The organism is Faecalibacterium sp. I3-3-89 (assembly GCF_023347275.1).
GTDB lineage: Bacteria > Bacillota > Clostridia > Oscillospirales > Ruminococcaceae > Faecalibacterium > Faecalibacterium butyricigenerans.
The window spans coordinates 2,352,017-2,367,551 of record NZ_CP094468.1 but is presented as its reverse complement, the minus strand read 5'-3'; the positions used below and the strand labels follow the sequence as shown (position 1 = coordinate 2,367,551).

The following is a 15,535-nucleotide window of genomic DNA, read 5'->3' as shown; positions in this document are numbered from 1 at the left end:
AGACTCTTAGAGTCAACGAAAAAATGTAAGCAGTGATTATTCAGTTTTGAAGGCACGTCCTTCTAGAAATACTAGACAAAGTAGATCAGAAATGATATACTTAGCTAGTCATATGGTCGGTGACGATGACGGTGAGGTTCCACCTGTTCCCATTCCGAACACAGCAGTTAAGCTCACTCGTGCCCAAGATAGTTAGCTGGAAACGGCTTGTGAAAATAGGTAGTCGCCGACTTGAATATGCCGCTTTGAGAGTCCTCAGGGCGGTTTTTGTTGTGTCTGCGGATTATAATTTCTGTCTGAAATTGTTATAATGGATAAAATCAGAAAGGGGAAGCGCATGATGGGAAATGAGGAAAATAAAACACTTTATGATATTTATCGGGGGATACTCTGCAATAACCAGAGCTTTCAACTCGGAAAGCAGGCACAGGTAGAATATCGTTTTGACTGCCCGGAGTATGCAGAGCTGAAAGAAAAATATCATCTCAATGAAATTGCCGGAAACGGGACAGAGCTGGAGCACAGTGTGCGGCTGTTGAAGTATCTTGCCCCGAAACTGACACACAGTGCGTGGTACGATAACAGCGTTCCGTGCAATGGGCTGGCGCTGCTGGAATACAGTCTGGAGCAGCCGGAGCATGGGATCAATTGTCTGAACAAATCCAAGATACTGGAGGAATGCTGTCTGGCACTGGGGATCTACGCCCGGAGAGTGAGAATGCTGCCCTATTCGCCCTTTGACAGCGACTGTCATGTCGTGACAGAGATTTTTGACAGGACTCTGGGAAAATGGTGTATGCTCGACCCCACGACCAACGGCTATCTGGTCGATGAAACGGGCAGCGTTCTCTCTTTGCTGGAAGCCAGAGAGAGGATGGCGCAGGCAGGGTTTGTGACGTTCTGCCGAGCGGATGAGACGGTGCAGGACCTGCATGAAGTGGCTCAGAAAGAAATGGAATGGAGCGTGTATTTTGCCAAAAATCTGTTCCGGCTCCAGATCGACGCGGTTTCTCAGTTTGGAGAGACAGGGAAATGGCTGGATGTGATCCCGGAACACTTTTCGGTCCGACAGTGGAGCAAGGCAAAGGCGGAGTACCGCATCACGATGGCACCGGAGTATGCAAAAACAGAGAATGGCTTTGAGATGGCGAAGATGCTTCCGCTCTTTCAGAAAGCAGTAAAAGAAGCAGAGACGATGCAGGAGCCGGAGAGCATTTCGGTGCGATGCATAGCAGATGCCCCTCAATAAAAAGATAAAACAAGAGCGACCCCGCTGTGCTGAGTTCAACACAGCGGGGTCGCTCTTTCTATCAGGTGGAGTATTGTTCAGAAGGACAGCTTCGGCTTAGCCCTTGCCTGCGCAGCCGAACAGCTCGATCTTCTCCTTGCACTTGGCCTCGATGGCCTTTGCGCCGGGAGCCAGCAGCTTGCGGGGGTCGAAGCCCTTGCCCTGCTGATCCTTGCCCTCTTCGATGTACTTGCGGGTGGCCTCAGCGAAGACCAGCTGGCACTCGGTGTTGATGTTGATCTTGGAGACGCCGAGGCTGATGGCCTTGGCGATCATGTCGTCGGGGATGCCGGTGCCGCCATGCAGGACCAGAGGAATGTTGTTGGTAGCCTTGTGGATGCGGTCCAGAGCCTCGAAGTCCAGACCCTTCCAGTTGGCCGGGTAGACGCCGTGGATGTTGCCGATGCCGGCAGCGAGGAAATCGATGCCCAGATCGGTGATCTTTGCGCACTCTGCGGGGTCAGCGATCTCACCATTGCCCACAACGCCGTCCTCGACGCCGCCGATGGAACCGACCTCGGCCTCGATGCTCATGCCCTTGGAGTGTGCCAGAGCGACCAGCTCCGTGGTCTTGGCGACATTCTCCTCGATGGAGTAGTGGCTGCCGTCGAACATGATGGAGGAGAAGCCAGCCTCAACGCAGGCCTTGCAGCCCTCGTAGGTGCCGTGATCCAGATGCAGAGCGACCGGAACGGTGATGCCCATCGAATCGACCATTGCGTCCACCATTGCGGCGACGGTCTTGAAGCCGGTCATGTACTTGCCGGCACCCTCGGAGACGCCCAGAATGACGGGACTCTTCATCTCCTCGCAGGCGGTCAGGACAGCCTTGGTCCACTCCAGATTGTTGATGTTGAACTGAGGCACACCGTAGTGGCCGTCACGGGCTTTGATGAGCATTTCGGTTGCATTTACCAACATATTATTTACCTCCAAAATTTATCGGGGTCTCTTCGTACCCACACAGCACTTCGTGTATGGTTTAACGAAGTTACAACCTAAGTATACCCCAAACAGAGGGCAAAATCAATCCACTAGAGAGTTTTTGTAATCAAACCGAAGCTTTCTTGGCCGGAAATGCAGTCGAAAAATGGAAAAACGAGTGAAATGCAACATTTTTACAAGCGACGACAACATCTGAGCAGAGGAACGAGAGAGGGACAAAAGGGGACGATTTTCAACAGAAGACTGCATTCGTCAAAATGATATTGGATAAAAAGGCAAAAGAATGGCTGCTTCGATTCAAAAATTTGTCATAATTCTGACTTGAAAATTACAAAATGTATGCAAGGTTCTGAGCTTGTCGAGATGAGAATGTGGAAAACCTCGTGGAAAGTGTGGAATTCAACCTGAAAAACAGGCATGAGTGCTTGAGTTTTGAACTCTTTCCACAGGGTTTTCAACTTGTGGAAAAAACAGGGCCGATATACGATGGGTAAAGCGCTTTGGATGTGGAAAACTTTTGCCTCCGGCAAAAAGACGGATGCTCGGTGTGCAGAGAGACGACACTTACCCCATGCGGTGCTGTCCGGACCGTAGCACAGAAATTTCACGGGAGAAAAATCACAATTCTATGGCGAACACCGGCTTCTTATGTTATACTTCAAGATGAGTCATCATCGCCTGCCGCACTGCGGCATGGAAAGATTTGCTGAATGAAACACAACGGCGCCGGGCCGGAAGAGCCACGGCGTCCTGCGATAGAAATGGAAGGAGCACTTCATGGAAGAACGCAATACGTCCCGCCGCCCCCGCCGCGAAAAGGCCGAGGAGCAGCCCCGGAACGAGAGCCTTGTTTACGGAAAGAACCCGGTCACGGAGCTGCTGAAGAGCGGCTCCGGCGTGGATACCGTGCTGCTGGCAGAGGGCATGGCCCCCGCTGTGGCGGCCTACTACACCGCAATGGCTAAGGAGGCCGGTGCCACCGTCAAGCGGGTGCACCCCAATAAGTTGCGCCTCATGACCGGCACCGAGAGCCATCAGGGCGTAGCTGCCTTTGCCAGCGAGATCGAATACGCAACGGTGGAGGACCTGCTGGCCGCAGCCAAGGAGAAGGGCGAACCGCCCTTCCTCGTGCTGAGTGACGGCATCGAGGACCCACACAATCTGGGCGCAGTCATGCGCTCGGCCCTGCTGTGCGGCGCACACGGCATCGTCATCCCCAAGCGGGGCGGCGCATCCGTGACCCCCACCGTCATCAAGTCCAGCGCCGGTGCTGCGGAGCGACTGCCCGTGGCCCGGGTGGCCAACATCGGCGAGACCATCCGCCGCCTTAAGGAGCAGGGCGTTTTCGTCTACTGCGCCGATATGGATGGCGTGTCCCTGCGCCGGAACAACCTCACCGGCCCCATCGCGCTGGTGCTGGGCAGTGAGGGCAGCGGCGTGTCGCAGCTGGTGAAGAAGCTCTGCGACGGCGTGGTGAGCCTCGATATGGCTGCACGAGGCACCGGTGTGGACAGCTTCAACGTCTCGGTGGCGGCTGGCATCATCCTGTATGAGATCCAGAGCCAGCGTGCCGCACAGGGCTGAGACGCCCTCAATAAGAGATCAGGGAGGGAAGACAGCAGATGCCAAAGGATGAAGAGCGGAAGGAACTGACGCAGGAAGAGATCGACGCCCGCGACGAGAAATTCCGTACCTTTTTTACGACCAGTGTGGCGCAGGTTCCGGAGGAGATGACCCGACGGGACGATGGAGCGGCCGAAAAGCCTAATAAAGGCCTGTTCGGTCGGCTGTTCCGCCGCGAGAAAACGGAGCCGCAGGCCGACGGTGCAGTGGAAGAGAGCAGCACCGGCGAGATCCGGCTGGGCGGTGAGGAGCAGGAGAAACCCTCCGAGCTGGAGCTTGTCCTGAAGCTGGAAGAGGAGACAGAGCCTTCGAAGCCTGAGACGCCGGAGCCGGCGGGAGTGGCGAGTGCGCCCCGGCCGGAACCGGAAAAGCCCCAAGTGTCCCAGCCCAAAGCGCCGGAGACGCCTGCCCCCCAGCCGGACAAAAAGCCAACGGAAAAACAGTCCGCCTCCCGGAAAAAGGCCGTCCAGTACGGCCCGCGCACCCCGCAGGAGCAGTACGAGGACCGGGAGATGCAGGCGCTGAAGGCCATGCTCTTCGGCCCGAAGCCTCAGCCGGAGGCCGAAAAGCCGGAGAAGAGCGTCCCGGAAGCCCCGGCTGTCCAGAAGCCGGGACCAGAAAAAGAGCCGGATGCCAAGCCGGAGAGGCCTGCTGCGCCGCTGCCCGAGCTGGTATTTGCGGAGGACAAGACGGCGAAGCCCCATGCAGCCCCGGCCATGCACTTCTTCGGCAAGGGGGAGGACGAGGAAACGCCCTCGGCCCCCACCCGCACGACGCCGCCCAGCAGCGACGACAGCATGAGCCTGCCGCTCATTGACCTGAACGACGACGGGCCTGCTCCCGCAGAGACGCTGGACGCCGAAGCGCCTGCGCAGCCTGCCGCAGAGGAAGCCGCCCCCGCAGAAGAGGCGGCCACCGAGGCGGAAAAGACCCCCGAAGCGCCTGAGCAGATGGGCGACCGGCTGCGCCGGATGAGCGCAGCCCTTACCCTGCGCTGTGCGCTGGGCGGCATCCTCGCGCTGGTGCTGCTCCACTTCGGCCTTGCCGCAGAGGGCCTTGTCGGCCCGCTGGCCGGGCTGGACCCCGTGACTGCCCCGGCGGCGTTCTACGCTGCCAACCTGCTCTTCTACGCCTTGGCACTGGCCGTGGGCTGGCCCGTCCTGCGGGACGGCCTGCAGGGCCTGCGGGGCCGTCCCAGCATGGAGACGATGCCCGCGCTGGCCGCTTGTGCCGCCCTGCTGCAGGCCGCTGTGGCCCTGCTGAACGCCAAGAGCTATCAGCCGTCCAGCTTCACCCTCCTGTCCGGCATCGCGGCGCTGGGACTCTTCCTTGCGCTGCTGGGCGACCGGGTGCTGCTGGCCTCGGTGCAGGGCGGATTTGCGCTGGCGCAGGCCGCACCGGAGCGGCGCGGCGCGTTCCGCGCCAAGGACAAGGAGCTTGTCCGGGTGCTGGCTAAGAATATGGAAGAAAAAGACCCGTGGGTGCTGCTCAGCCGCCCCACCGAGTGGGACGACGCGATGGTGGAACAGGGCTTTGGCCCCCGTGCCTGTGAGCGCCGCGCCCGCAAAACGAACTATATCCTGCTGGGCGTGGCCCTTCTGGCCGGATTCGTATTCCTCGTCATGGGCGGCGGCGTCAACGGCAGCGCGGCGGCCCTGACCGCCGTGCTCTGCATGGGGTCGCCCCTGTCCTCCACCCTCATCTCCGGCCTTGCGTCTCTGCGGCTGCAGCAGACCGCAGCTGCCTCGGGCGCTGTGGTGCCCGGCTGGGCGGCCATCGAGGAGCTGGGCGGTGTGGACACGGTGCAGGCCGACGCCGACGAGCTGTTCACGCCGGACAGCGCCCTGCTGGAGGACATCCGCATCTTCAAGGGCGGCCGCATCGACCGGGCCATCCTCTATTCGGCCAGCGTCCTCAGCCAGTGCTGCAATACCCTGAGCGGCCTGTTCCGCCAGATCATCGAGGACCGCACCGACATCCTCTACCCCGTCAAGGATCTGGAAGTCCATCGGGGCCTCGGCTTCTCCGCGTGGTGCGACAACAACCGTGTCCTCATCGGCTCCCGCGCATACATGGAAAAGGAAGATGTGCCCCTGCCCGACGAGGAGTATGAGGCCAAGCACTCGAAAAACGGCGAGCTGCAGATCCTGTATCTGGCCGTCTCCGGCAGTCTGCACGCCATGTTCGTGCTCCGGTATGTGGGCGGGCGGAATGCGGCCCGTGGGCTGGAACAGCTCCAGAAGGAGAACATCCAGCTGCTGGTGTCCTGTCAGGACCCCAGCCTGACGGCACGGCAGATCACCGACGCCTACCACCTGCCCGAGGGGATGGTCGTCCTGCTGGATCAGGAGCAGTGTGCCGCGCTGGATGCCGCCACCGCCCAGAACACCGGCTCCGAGGACTGCTGCATCCTCTGCACCAATGGCTTTGCCAGCCTGACCGGCGGTCTGCGGGCCGCAGAGCAGGCCCAGAACGCCGAGACGACTGCCACCACGGTACAGCTGGTGTCGGTGTGGTTCTCGGTGGCCATTGCCGTCCTGCTGACCTATGCGGGCAGCGTGGGGATGCTGAGCGTGGCCGCAGTGCTGATGTATCAGGCCGCGTGGAGCGCCCTCAGCATCGCCGTCTGTGCCCTCAAGCAGCACAGTTGAAAAAATAAATAGGAATTATTCTTGATTTCTGCCCCAAATTCTGTTATACTATCCTCAGAGAGAAACAAGACCTAGCGCACACCCGGTACCGAACAAAGCGGGCTGCGCGTAGAATAAACCAAACCCGACATGGCCTATACTGGCAGTGTCAACACATCAGAGAGGAGAACAGAATATGGAACTCAAGGGCACCAAGACCGAGAAAAACCTGATGGAAGCCTTCGCCGGTGAGAGCATGGCCCGCAACAAGTACACCTTCTTTGCAAGCGTCGCAAGGAAAGAGGGCTACGAGCAGCTGGCCGCTATCTTTGAGGAGACCGCCGGCAACGAGAAAGAGCACGCCAAGCTGTGGTTCAAGGCCCTGTGCGGCGGCGCGCTCCCCGACACCATGACCTGCCTTGAGATGGCTGCAAGCGGTGAGAACGACGAGTGGACCGAGATGTACCCCCGGATGGCCGCGGAGGCCAAGGAGGAGGGCTTTGCCCAGCTGGCTGCCCTCTTCACGATGGTGGGACAGATCGAGAAGGAGCACGAGGAGCGCTACCGCGCCCTCGCTGCCAACCTCAAGGAGGGCAAGGTCTTTGCCCGGGAAGAGCAGCAGGTGTGGGTCTGCCGGAACTGCGGCTACACCCATATCGGCAAGTCTGCACCCCTCAAGTGCCCGGTCTGCGCCCATCCCCAGAGCTATTTTGAGCTGAAGGCCAAGAACTACTGATTTTTACGGTATCTGAGAGCCGCCGCACCTTTCTGAGGGTGCGGCGGCTCTTTCGTCCGGCGGCAAAATGCAGTCTGCACGTTTTGTATAAATTTGAGGGTGGTGTTTTAGTGCCTTTCACGAAAAGATGCGCGAAATTGTGACACTTCTGGCGAAGAACTTGACCCTTCTTTGGGGGACGTGTACAATAAACGAGTAGTGAGTGGAATTATGTGCAGTGCACATTGCGATAGACGGAATGATACGAAGGAGGGAAGTGCTACCCTATGAACAAGATCACACGGCTTGCGGCTGCCCTCGTGCTGAGCGGGCTGCTTCTGGCGGCTCCCGCCGCACAGGCTGCGCCGTCGCTTCTGGGACAGTCTTCGAACTTTGAGCTGGAAGTGAGCGAGATGGAGCTGGAGATCACGGCCGACGACCCCCGGCCCAAAGCCTATCTCTACACCGGCGGACAGAGCGACTACTACTTTATCGTCTGGATGAGCAGCAACCCCACCGTGGCCACTGTGGACGGCGATGGCCGCGTTACGGGACGCAGCGCCGGTGAGGCGACCATCAGCGCCATCACCGACCGGGGCGAGTATGCCGCCTGCAGGGTGACGGTCCGCAAGGAAAGCGGGGACGCGGCCAGCAAAAAGCCGGCCCTCGACCATGTCACCCTCAACCTCATCATCCAGTACGACAACGCCCACCCCAGCCAGAAGCTGCAGCTCATCAACACGAGCGGCTCCTTTATCTACGCCTACCAGTGGATGAGCAGCGACCCTGAGGTGGCGACGGTGGACACGGAGGGCCTTGTCACGGCCCAGAAACCCGGCACTACCACCATCACCGCGCTGGCGTCCAACGGTCAGGCTCTCCGCTGTGCCGTCACCGTCACCAGCGACGTGGGCAAAGTGACCCTGAATAAGCACGACCTGCTGCTCCGCACCGTGGGCGCAAAGGAAGCCCTGACGGCCTCTGTGGCCGTGGAGGGGGGCGTCAGCGTCCCCATCACATGGGTCAGCAGCAACCCCGGCGTCGCTACAGTGGACGCCTCTGGCGTCGTGACCGCTGTTGCGGACGGTGAGGCGAAGATCACCGCCCTCTCGCCGGATGGCCGCTTCGACAGCTGCAGCATCTTTGTGGGCCTTGCCGCCGACAAATACAGCAGCGAAGAGGATCTGGCCGAGGAACTCAAGCTTCCCGATCCCTATGTGGCCGTCCGGATGAACCGGCTGAGCTGAGAAAAGATCTGCAAATGAAACGCCCCACACTTGTCGAAAGACAGGTGTGGGGCGTTTGTTTATTGCTCCACCAGCGCAATGAAGGCCTTCATCTGGGGCGTGAGCCATTTATCCTTGTGGTAGAACAGCTGGCGGTGCATGGTGACGGTGCAGTCGGGAACGCGAAGGCGGGCCAGACGCCCGGCGGAGAGGGCCGGGCAGACGATGTACTCGGGCAGGAAGGAGAGGCCCATCCCACGCTCTACCATCTGGCAGAGCAGGGAGGCACTGCCCAGCTCGATGTAGGGATGGATGGCCAGCCCCCGGGCCGCAAGGCGCTGGTCGAGGGCGTCGCGGTAGCTCATGCCCCGCTCCGTGAGAAGAAATTCCTGCTGGGCCAGCACATCCAGCGGCACGGCCTCGGCCTCGGCCAGCGGGTGTCCGGCGGGGGCTACGAAGCAGACCGGCTCCGGCACGTTGACGGCCAGCGTCAGGCTGGGCAGGAGCAGAGGCTGGTCGAGGGTGTAGGCGAGGTCGATCTGGTTGGCTCCCAGCAGCCGCAGCATCTCGTCTGCGGTGGCGGTCCGAAGCACCAGCTCCACCTGCGGACAGAGGGCGTGGAACTGCTGCAGCAGGTCGGGCAGGAAGGTGCTGCACACCGAGTCTGCCAGCGCCACCCGCAGAGTGCCGCTGACGGCCCGGGCGGGCATCAGCGCGGCCTTGGCCTGCTGGGCCGTGATGAGAAGGGTGCGGGCGTAGCTCTGGAAGGTCTGGCCCGCGTCGGTGAGGCGGACGGTCTTTCCTACCCGGTCGAAGAGGGGCGTGCCAAGCTCTGCTTCCAGCTGTGCGATCTGGGCCGACACCGCCGACTGAGAGTAACCCAGCTCCCGCGCAGCGCTGGAAAAGCTGTGCAGCTCGGCGATGTGGAGGAAAGTGTTGATATTTCGCAGCTCCATTGCAGTCCCTCCGGCGTCAGCAGTGGTCGATGCCGGTGACGGTCAGCGTCTCGCCGTCCACCTTGAAGTGGACTTCCAGACCGCCGAACTCCATGCCGTAGACCCGCTCGGGGTCGTGCTGGTAGGAGGGGCGGGGGTCGTTTTCCAGCACGCCCCGCAGCGCCGCCTGCTGGTCGGCAGGCACTTTGGTCCAGAGGGCGTCGCCGCAGACCATGTTCAGGTGGTGGGACCGGGTCTGCGCTGTGAAACCTGCGGAGGCATCAGGGTGGCAGTCGGCGTAGGGGATATAGGGTTTGATGTCGTAGATGGGGGTACCGTCCATCAGGTCGGCGCCCCGCACGATGAGGACGGGGCCGACGTCGGGCCGGTGTTCGATGGCCTCCAGCCGGACGCTGGACAGGCCCAGAGGGTTGGGCCGGAAGGGGGAGCGGGTGGCAAAAACGCCCATCCGGGTGTTGCCGCCGAGACGGGGCGGGCGGACGGTGGGCGACCAGCCCTCCCGTACCGCGCCGGAGAACTGCCACACCAGCCAGATGTGGCTGAAATCTTCCAGCCCGCGCACGGCGTCGGCGCAGCGGTATTCGGGGGTGAAGATGACCTCGCCCCGCAGACTGTCCACCAGCCCGCTCTGGCGGGGGATGCCGAATTTGGTGGGGAAGGCGGTGCGGATATGGGCGATGACCTTGAGGGCCATTTCTTCGGGTGCAGACATAAGCAGTTCTCCTTATTATAAACCGCGGCAGAAGCCCACGGCGCGGCCCTCGATCTGGATCTCCTCGAGCTGGGGGCCGGCGAAGATCATGGGCGGGCAGACGGCGGCGTTGTCGGCCAGCAGCATCACGGTCTCGCCCTGCCGGTGAAAGTGCTTGAGGGTGGCTTCTTCACCGATGCGGACTGCGGCGATCTCCCCCTGCTCCACCTCGGGCTGACGGCGGATGCAGACGATGTCGCCGTCGCAGATGGTGGGGGCCATGCTGCTGCCATGGCAGGTGAGGGCAAAGTCAGCGTGCCACGCGGCAGGGACGCCGATGTAGCACTCGATGTTCTGTTCGGCGGTGATGGGGGTCCCGCAGGCGATGGAGCCTACAAGGGGCACCCGCACCATCTCGGGCAGCGGCTCGAAGCCCGGCGGCGGGCTGAGCAGATCTACAAGGCCCATCAACCACGCAGGGGTAGTGTTCAGCGCCGCCGCCAGCTCCTCGAGCTTGGCCCGGGGCAGGTCGTTGATGCCTTTTTCCAGCTTGGTGATGGAGGATTTGGAACGGTATCCCATTCGGGCGGCCAGCTCTTCCTGCGACAGGCCCAGCTGCTCCCGGCGCTGCCGGATGCGGCCGGATAGATCGGTGTCAGACATAAAGGGCCTCGCTTTCTATCTCGATGCACGATTTTCGGTGTTCTGAGGCTAGTATAACAAAAAATTTACTATAAATCAACTTTTAATCGGCTATTTCGCAAATAATGTTGACAAATAATCAACCGAGGAATATAATACAACTAATGATTGTACTGCACACTTGAAACGTAAAACGGAAAGGAGAAACGCCTATGACCGACACCATGATGCTCCGCGACTGCATCCGCAGCCGCGGCGTAAAGCTGGGCCATGTGGCCCATGTTCTGGGCATCAGCAGCGGCACGCTCCGCTGCAAGCTGGAAAACGAGCGCGAATTCAAGCTGAGTGAGGCCGAAAAACTTTCGAAGATGCTGGGGATGACCACCGAGCAGCGTGACCGCTGCTTCTTCGGCCCGGCGGGCTGAGAGCGGGAAGGGAGAAGGAGCGATGACACAGGAGCAGCGTCGGAAGACAAAGGAGGCCCTCGGCTTTTATGGGCAGCGGAACTGGGTCTACGGCCCCCGCAACTGGGGGTGGAAGAAAGCCATTGAGCAAACGGAGGCGTATTACCGGGAGGCAGACCCCGGCCTGCGGGGCGGCATCCTGCAGCTGCGCTACATGGAGAGACGGACGCGGGAAGAGGTGATGGACAAGCTGAACATCAGCTACAGCACCTATCAGAAAGCTCACAGCGACCTTCTGAGCACTATCGCGGTCTTTGCTGCCCATTACGGCGAGCTGTGACGCAAAAATGCCCTCCGGCCAGAGCGGCCGGAGGGCATTCGTGTGCTCAGTGTTTCTTTTCAGGGGTGTCGCAGTGCTGGTGGCAGGAGGCACAGTTGCCGCCGCAGCCCTCGCCCTTCCAGCCGCCTTGCTTGGATACCCAAACTACGGCCAGTGCGAACAGGACCGCCAGTACCAGCAAGGTGATGATACCGCGTACAGTGATCATAAAAAGACCTCTCTTTCGAAAGAATTCCAGCCCCAGTATACACCATTTGACGCCGAAGAGCAATCGAAAAGCACTGTTGCTCCAAACTTTTTGCAAAAATCGAAAATTGGGGCTTGCATTTGGGCCTGTGCAGTGATATAATAAGCGTGTTCCGATTCGGAGGATTAGCTCAGCTGGTTAGAGCACCTGCATCACACGCAGGGGGTCTGGGGTTCGAGTCCCTAATTCTCCACCATACAGTTCGTACTCGAACCCGATTCTTTACGAGAAAGGGTTTGGGTACGTTTTTTGTTTACAAGAGGTTCTGCGGCGAGCGTACGCGGAGCGGTAAACGAGCAAGGGCAGGGTATCATCATTACGATGGTATCCTGCCTTTTGCTTTGCGGAATCAAGTTCGCTTTGTGCGAACTTGATCATCCCCCTATATGGCGCGTTTGGGGGTAATCGTTGCGTACGTGCGTACCGGGAGCCTGTACACCTCTGACAATGTGTAACACACTAGACTTTGTTCCAAAGTCCGTGTGCTAAGGGGCAGGCCCCTTAGAATTCCTGTGGAGTGTGTACGCACGTACGCAGGAAAACGGCAAAATTTCACTATATCGGGGTGTTCTTTCATTGGAGAGTATGATATACTCGGCTTAGTTCAACAAATCGGAATTGAGGGAGTAGGAGAAATCGAGATTGGAGGATAAGTTGGTGAACAAGATTTTCAAAGGTCTTATTCGATTTTTGATAGAAGTGATAGTTATGACTGTTTTGATTGTTGGGATCAACATATTTACGAATGGTATGTATCTTTGGGGATTGCCCCGCATAAATGATATTCAGTCTGTAAATATCACGTATCCGAGTGTCACGGATGATGTTAAAGAAATTTCGAGCAGTGAGGACATTGAGTTAGCCTTAAAGCTAACGGGATTTCTGAAATATGATTTATTTGGGGAAGTGAATAGCGAAGAAGAACCCGCTATTACAATTACTTATTTTCTCAAGGATGGAACAAGCAAAACAATCTCCGCTAATAACACTACTGTCTGGTGGAACAATAAAATTCATGTAATCAAGGACAAGGAAATGTTTGTCAACCTAACAGAGGGAATTTTCTTTCTGGAAGATTTACAAACAAAGTAAATCAATTCCAGTTTGCTGTACTCGTTCCTAGCAGGGTTTGGGGCAGGCACGCCCCAACAAGAAGCTGTCCCAAAGGGGCAAGAATTTTCGAGAATTGAAAATTTGTGGCCACGGGACGATTCTTGCTCTCACCTTTTTCGCTGCGTTTCGCAATTTTCACATTTCAATCTGCTCGCAGATTGTTGACAAGCTGCGCTTGACCCGATACTATAAAGGCAAGTCGAATACACGCCAAGGAGGTGCAACCATGACCGCCGTGATCTACGCCCGCTATTCATCCGACAGCCAGCGTGAAGCGTCCATTGAGGGACAGCTGCGCGACTGCAAGGATTACGCCGAGAAGAACGGCATCACTGTGGTCGGCACTTACATTGACCGTGCCTACTCTGCCAAAACGGATGACCGCCCGGACTTCCAGCGGATGATAAAGGACAGCGCAAAGAAAATTTTCGATGTGGTTCTGGTCTGGAAACTTGACCGCTTTGCCCGGAATCGGTTCGATGCCGTGAACTACAAGTACCAGCTGGAAAAGAACAGTGTCCATCTGGTGTCTGCCATGGAACCCATTTCGCAGGGGCCTGAAGGCATTATGGTGGAGAGTATGCTTATTGGCATGGCGGAATACTATTCCGCCGAACTCGCCCTGAAGGTAGCGCGCGGTGAGCGCGAAAACGCCCTCCAGTGCAAGTACAACGGCGGTGTGGTGCCGCTGGGCTTCACCATTGGCAAGGAGGACAGGCTGTACCATATCGACCCGGAAACGGCTCCTATTGTGCAGGAGATCTTCAGCCGGTACGCCGACGGCGAACCGGCTGAGAAGATTGCCGCATCCCTGAACGAGCGCGGCCTGCGTACCCGCACCGGGAAACCGTTCGTAAAGAACAGCTTCTTCCAGATCTTCCGCAACCGCCGCTACATCGGCGAATACCGCTACAAGGACATTGTGACGCCGGGCGGCATTCCGGCTATTGTTGATCAGGACTTGTTCGACCGGGTGCAGCAGCGTTTCGAGCAAAACAGGATCGCCCATGGTCGGCCTGCAAAAGAGGATGTGAGCTATCTGCTGACCACTAAGCTGTTCTGCGGCAAGTGCGGCACCCTGATGGGCGGCGAAAGCGGCACCAGCCACATGGGAAACACCTACTATTACTACAAGTGCGGCAACGCCAAACGCCACGGCAAGGCGCACTGCGACCTGAAAGCCATCCGCAAAGAGCCTCTGGAACGGTTCGTGGTGGAAACTGCTATTAAGGTGATTTTCAGCGATGAAATCATCGAACAGCTGATAGATTTGATTATGGAAGCCCAGCAGCAGGAGAACACCCGCCTGCCCGTTCTGAAAGACCAGCTCCGGGATACAGAGAAGCGGCTGGCAAATCTTCTGGAAGCCATTGAACAGGGCATCCTGACCCCGACCACCAAGCAGCGGCTGGACGAATTGGAAGCCCGGAAAGAAGCCCTGAACACCAGCATTCTGGAAGAAGAGCTGAAAAAGCCCGTCCTGACCCGCGAATGGATGCGGTTCTGGTTTGAAAAATTCCGCAAGGGTGACATGAGAGACATGGAACACCAGCGGCAGATCATTGATACCTTTGTCAACTCGGTCTACGTCTTTGACGACCGGGTCGTGCTCAATTTCAACTTCACGGATGATTCCAAAACCATCTCCCGTGAAGAGGTGTTAGGTTCGAGTGCTGTGGACAATGCTCCACTTAAAGATCCGTTGTCATTCGACAGCGGATTTTTTATTTATCAGAATTTCTTGAATGGAAAACGCAGCGGCATGGAATGGAATGCCGCTGCGTTTTTTGTTAAGGTCAGACGGTGCTGCCCTGAAAGAGTGAAGACGTAAAATTTTATCGCGGAATTTTGTGCAGGGTGATAAAATTGAACTGCGGGTATGGAATCCTCCAAAAGGAGAGGGAGGATATGCTATAATGGAACAAATCGAGGGGATGTCGGATGTGGGCGCTGCTTGATAAGAGCGCTCACGAGAGGAGGCGGCAGCGGATGGACCTACATTCGGAGCGACTGGAAGCAAAGCTGAACGCGGTGGACTGGGCGGTGCGGGATGTGCTGGTCGGGACGGTGCGCAGCCCGCAGCAGCTGGATATATGCCGGAGGCACCGGTTCTATTATATCCCGGCGGAGCAGCTGGGAGACGAAGCCTTTTCGGTCCGCATTGTCGCCCTTTACCAGTCCCAATATGTATTCGGCCCACAGGCAGGCGTCCAGTACTACGGCGAGGTCACGAAGTGCAGCCCGGTCTGCCGGGGCGACATCACGGAGCTTCGGGCACGGAAGGGGACAGAGCAGAACCTTTATTATCGCTTTGAGATCCGGGAATGGAAGCGGCTGAACCGGCCCATTGCGGCACGGGAGAGCTGCTTTGTAAAAGGCCTCACCAGTCGGTTCCAGCTGGAACACAGTGCAGAAACGCCGGAACTCTGGCTTCGCTCGCAAGAGGAATACCGGCTCTGTCTGAACCTGAGACAAGCGCTCGCCGACACCTCCATCAACGAGGCGGACAACGACCTTGGCTTTGCGTTCCGGGATTTCGCGGTGCGCTTCGAGGGAGGAAAGATCCTTGTTTCGGACAAGGGATGGGTCTTCGCGCAGTACGAGACCGCCGACTTCCTCCAAAATGCGGAGGGCGTGCTCCGAAAGCTGTACAGGGAGTGCGTCCAGAGGGATTCCATGAATGAACTCTCCAAAATTTGAGAGAGGACAGCAGCT

Annotated in this window: 15 protein-coding genes, 1 tRNA gene and 1 rRNA gene; 12 read left to right on the top strand and 5 right to left on the bottom strand. The window is 58.2% G+C overall.

Annotated elements, in window-relative coordinates:
- Nucleotides 1–115 precede the first annotated feature (115 nt).
- Nucleotides 116–232 (top strand): 5S ribosomal RNA (gene rrf, locus MTP38_RS11470).
- Between the two features lie 105 nt (nt 233–337).
- Nucleotides 338–1,249, top strand: a complete 912-nt coding sequence (locus tag MTP38_RS11465; protein ID WP_249233632.1) for a hypothetical protein — start codon at nt 338–340, stop codon at nt 1,247–1,249.
- A 96-nt stretch (nt 1,250–1,345) separates the two neighbouring features.
- On the opposite strand, the gene fba is transcribed toward MTP38_RS11465, so the two are convergent.
- Nucleotides 1,346–2,209: a class II fructose-1,6-bisphosphate aldolase gene (gene fba / locus MTP38_RS11460; protein WP_227621804.1), complete on the bottom strand. Its 864-nt coding sequence runs from the start codon at nt 2,207–2,209 to the stop codon at nt 1,346–1,348.
- A gap of 801 nt (nt 2,210–3,010) precedes the next feature.
- Between fba and rlmB the strand changes: the two genes are divergently transcribed.
- The 4 genes from rlmB to MTP38_RS11440 all read left to right on the top strand — a co-directional run bounded on the left by rlmB (nt 3,011) and on the right by MTP38_RS11440 (nt 8,448).
- The gene (gene rlmB, locus MTP38_RS11455) at nt 3,011–3,817 is read left to right on the top strand and encodes a 23S rRNA (guanosine(2251)-2'-O)-methyltransferase RlmB (protein ID WP_227621803.1); all 807 of its coding nucleotides are present in this window, start codon (nt 3,011–3,013) and stop codon (nt 3,815–3,817) included.
- Between the two features lie 38 nt (nt 3,818–3,855).
- Nucleotides 3,856–6,507 carry a cell envelope biogenesis protein OmpA gene (locus tag MTP38_RS11450; protein WP_249233631.1) on the top strand — a complete coding sequence of 884 codons (2,652 nt, stop codon included), beginning with the start codon at nt 3,856–3,858 and terminating at the stop codon, nt 6,505–6,507.
- 175 nt (nt 6,508–6,682) lie between these two features.
- The gene (gene rbr / locus MTP38_RS11445) at nt 6,683–7,222 is read left to right on the top strand and encodes a rubrerythrin (RefSeq protein WP_227621801.1); all 540 of its coding nucleotides are present in this window, start codon (nt 6,683–6,685) and stop codon (nt 7,220–7,222) included.
- 266 nt (nt 7,223–7,488) lie between these two features.
- Complete coding sequence (locus MTP38_RS11440) at nt 7,489–8,448, top strand: Ig-like domain-containing protein (RefSeq protein ID WP_227621800.1); 960 nt, start codon at nt 7,489–7,491, stop codon at nt 8,446–8,448.
- A gap of 59 nt (nt 8,449–8,507) precedes the next feature.
- Here the strand turns inward: MTP38_RS11440 and MTP38_RS11435 are convergent, their stop codons facing one another.
- The 3 genes from MTP38_RS11435 to MTP38_RS11425 are packed head-to-tail and all read right to left on the bottom strand — an operon-like array spanning nt 8,508 to nt 10,737.
- Entirely contained in the window at nt 8,508–9,383 is an 876-nt protein-coding gene (locus MTP38_RS11435; RefSeq protein ID WP_249233630.1) for a LysR family transcriptional regulator, read from the bottom strand.
- Nucleotides 9,384–9,399: 16 nt separating this feature from the next.
- Entirely contained in the window at nt 9,400–10,095 is a 696-nt protein-coding gene (gene tsaA, locus MTP38_RS11430; protein ID WP_249233629.1) for a tRNA (N6-threonylcarbamoyladenosine(37)-N6)-methyltransferase TrmO, read from the bottom strand.
- 15 nt (nt 10,096–10,110) lie between these two features.
- Nucleotides 10,111–10,737 (bottom strand): LexA family protein, encoded by a 627-nt coding sequence (locus MTP38_RS11425; protein WP_249233628.1) that lies wholly within the window; start codon nt 10,735–10,737, stop codon nt 10,111–10,113.
- A 191-nt stretch (nt 10,738–10,928) separates the two neighbouring features.
- Between MTP38_RS11425 and MTP38_RS11420 the strand changes: the two genes are divergently transcribed.
- Both MTP38_RS11420 and MTP38_RS11415 read left to right on the top strand, forming a co-directional pair.
- Nucleotides 10,929–11,141 (top strand): helix-turn-helix domain-containing protein, encoded by a 213-nt coding sequence (locus MTP38_RS11420; protein WP_227621796.1) that lies wholly within the window; start codon nt 10,929–10,931, stop codon nt 11,139–11,141.
- Nucleotides 11,142–11,163: 22 nt separating this feature from the next.
- Complete coding sequence (locus MTP38_RS11415; protein ID WP_227621795.1) at nt 11,164–11,460, top strand: DUF1492 domain-containing protein; 297 nt, start codon at nt 11,164–11,166, stop codon at nt 11,458–11,460.
- 46 nt (nt 11,461–11,506) lie between these two features.
- On the opposite strand, the gene MTP38_RS11410 is transcribed toward MTP38_RS11415, so the two are convergent.
- Complete coding sequence (locus tag MTP38_RS11410) at nt 11,507–11,668, bottom strand: FeoB-associated Cys-rich membrane protein (RefSeq protein WP_227621794.1); 162 nt, start codon at nt 11,666–11,668, stop codon at nt 11,507–11,509.
- 158 nt (nt 11,669–11,826) lie between these two features.
- On the opposite strand from MTP38_RS11410, the gene MTP38_RS11405 reads away from it, so the two are divergent.
- The 4 genes from MTP38_RS11405 (at nt 11,827) to MTP38_RS11390 (ending at nt 15,520) form a co-directional block, all read left to right on the top strand.
- Nucleotides 11,827–11,903 (top strand) — tRNA-Val (locus MTP38_RS11405).
- Nucleotides 11,904–12,349: 446 nt separating this feature from the next.
- Nucleotides 12,350–12,799, top strand: coding sequence for a hypothetical protein (locus tag MTP38_RS11400; protein ID WP_055190176.1), 450 nt, complete (start codon nt 12,350–12,352; stop codon nt 12,797–12,799).
- Nucleotides 12,800–13,046: 247 nt separating this feature from the next.
- Nucleotides 13,047–14,651 carry a recombinase family protein gene (locus tag MTP38_RS11395; RefSeq protein WP_249233627.1) on the top strand — a complete coding sequence of 535 codons (1,605 nt, stop codon included), beginning with the start codon at nt 13,047–13,049 and terminating at the stop codon, nt 14,649–14,651.
- 158 nt (nt 14,652–14,809) lie between these two features.
- Nucleotides 14,810–15,520 (top strand): hypothetical protein, encoded by a 711-nt coding sequence (locus tag MTP38_RS11390; RefSeq protein WP_249233626.1) that lies wholly within the window; start codon nt 14,810–14,812, stop codon nt 15,518–15,520.
- The last annotated feature ends 15 nt before the right edge of the window (nt 15,521–15,535 follow it).

What these genes read in the sequence shown, in the direction of transcription:
- MTP38_RS11425 (WP_249233628.1), bottom strand. Translation starts at nt 10,737, where the DNA reads ATGTCTGACACCGATCTATCCGGCCGCATCCGGCAGCGCCGGGAGCAG.
- MTP38_RS11440 (WP_227621800.1), top strand. Translation starts at nt 7,489, where the DNA reads ATGAACAAGATCACACGGCTTGCGGCTGCCCTCGTGCTGAGCGGGCTG.
- MTP38_RS11395 (WP_249233627.1), top strand. Translation starts at nt 13,047, where the DNA reads ATGACCGCCGTGATCTACGCCCGCTATTCATCCGACAGCCAGCGTGAA.
- rlmB (WP_227621803.1), top strand. Translation starts at nt 3,011, where the DNA reads ATGGAAGAACGCAATACGTCCCGCCGCCCCCGCCGCGAAAAGGCCGAG.
- MTP38_RS11410 (WP_227621794.1), bottom strand. Translation starts at nt 11,668, where the DNA reads ATGATCACTGTACGCGGTATCATCACCTTGCTGGTACTGGCGGTCCTG.
- rbr (WP_227621801.1), top strand. Translation starts at nt 6,683, where the DNA reads ATGGAACTCAAGGGCACCAAGACCGAGAAAAACCTGATGGAAGCCTTC.
- MTP38_RS11415 (WP_227621795.1), top strand. Translation starts at nt 11,164, where the DNA reads ATGACACAGGAGCAGCGTCGGAAGACAAAGGAGGCCCTCGGCTTTTAT.
- MTP38_RS11435 (WP_249233630.1), bottom strand. Translation starts at nt 9,383, where the DNA reads ATGGAGCTGCGAAATATCAACACTTTCCTCCACATCGCCGAGCTGCAC.
- MTP38_RS11420 (WP_227621796.1), top strand. Translation starts at nt 10,929, where the DNA reads ATGACCGACACCATGATGCTCCGCGACTGCATCCGCAGCCGCGGCGTA.
- fba (WP_227621804.1), bottom strand. Translation starts at nt 2,209, where the DNA reads ATGTTGGTAAATGCAACCGAAATGCTCATCAAAGCCCGTGACGGCCAC.
- MTP38_RS11390 (WP_249233626.1), top strand. Translation starts at nt 14,810, where the DNA reads ATGGACCTACATTCGGAGCGACTGGAAGCAAAGCTGAACGCGGTGGAC.
- MTP38_RS11465 (WP_249233632.1), top strand. Translation starts at nt 338, where the DNA reads ATGATGGGAAATGAGGAAAATAAAACACTTTATGATATTTATCGGGGG.
- MTP38_RS11450 (WP_249233631.1), top strand. Translation starts at nt 3,856, where the DNA reads ATGCCAAAGGATGAAGAGCGGAAGGAACTGACGCAGGAAGAGATCGAC.
- tsaA (WP_249233629.1), bottom strand. Translation starts at nt 10,095, where the DNA reads ATGTCTGCACCCGAAGAAATGGCCCTCAAGGTCATCGCCCATATCCGC.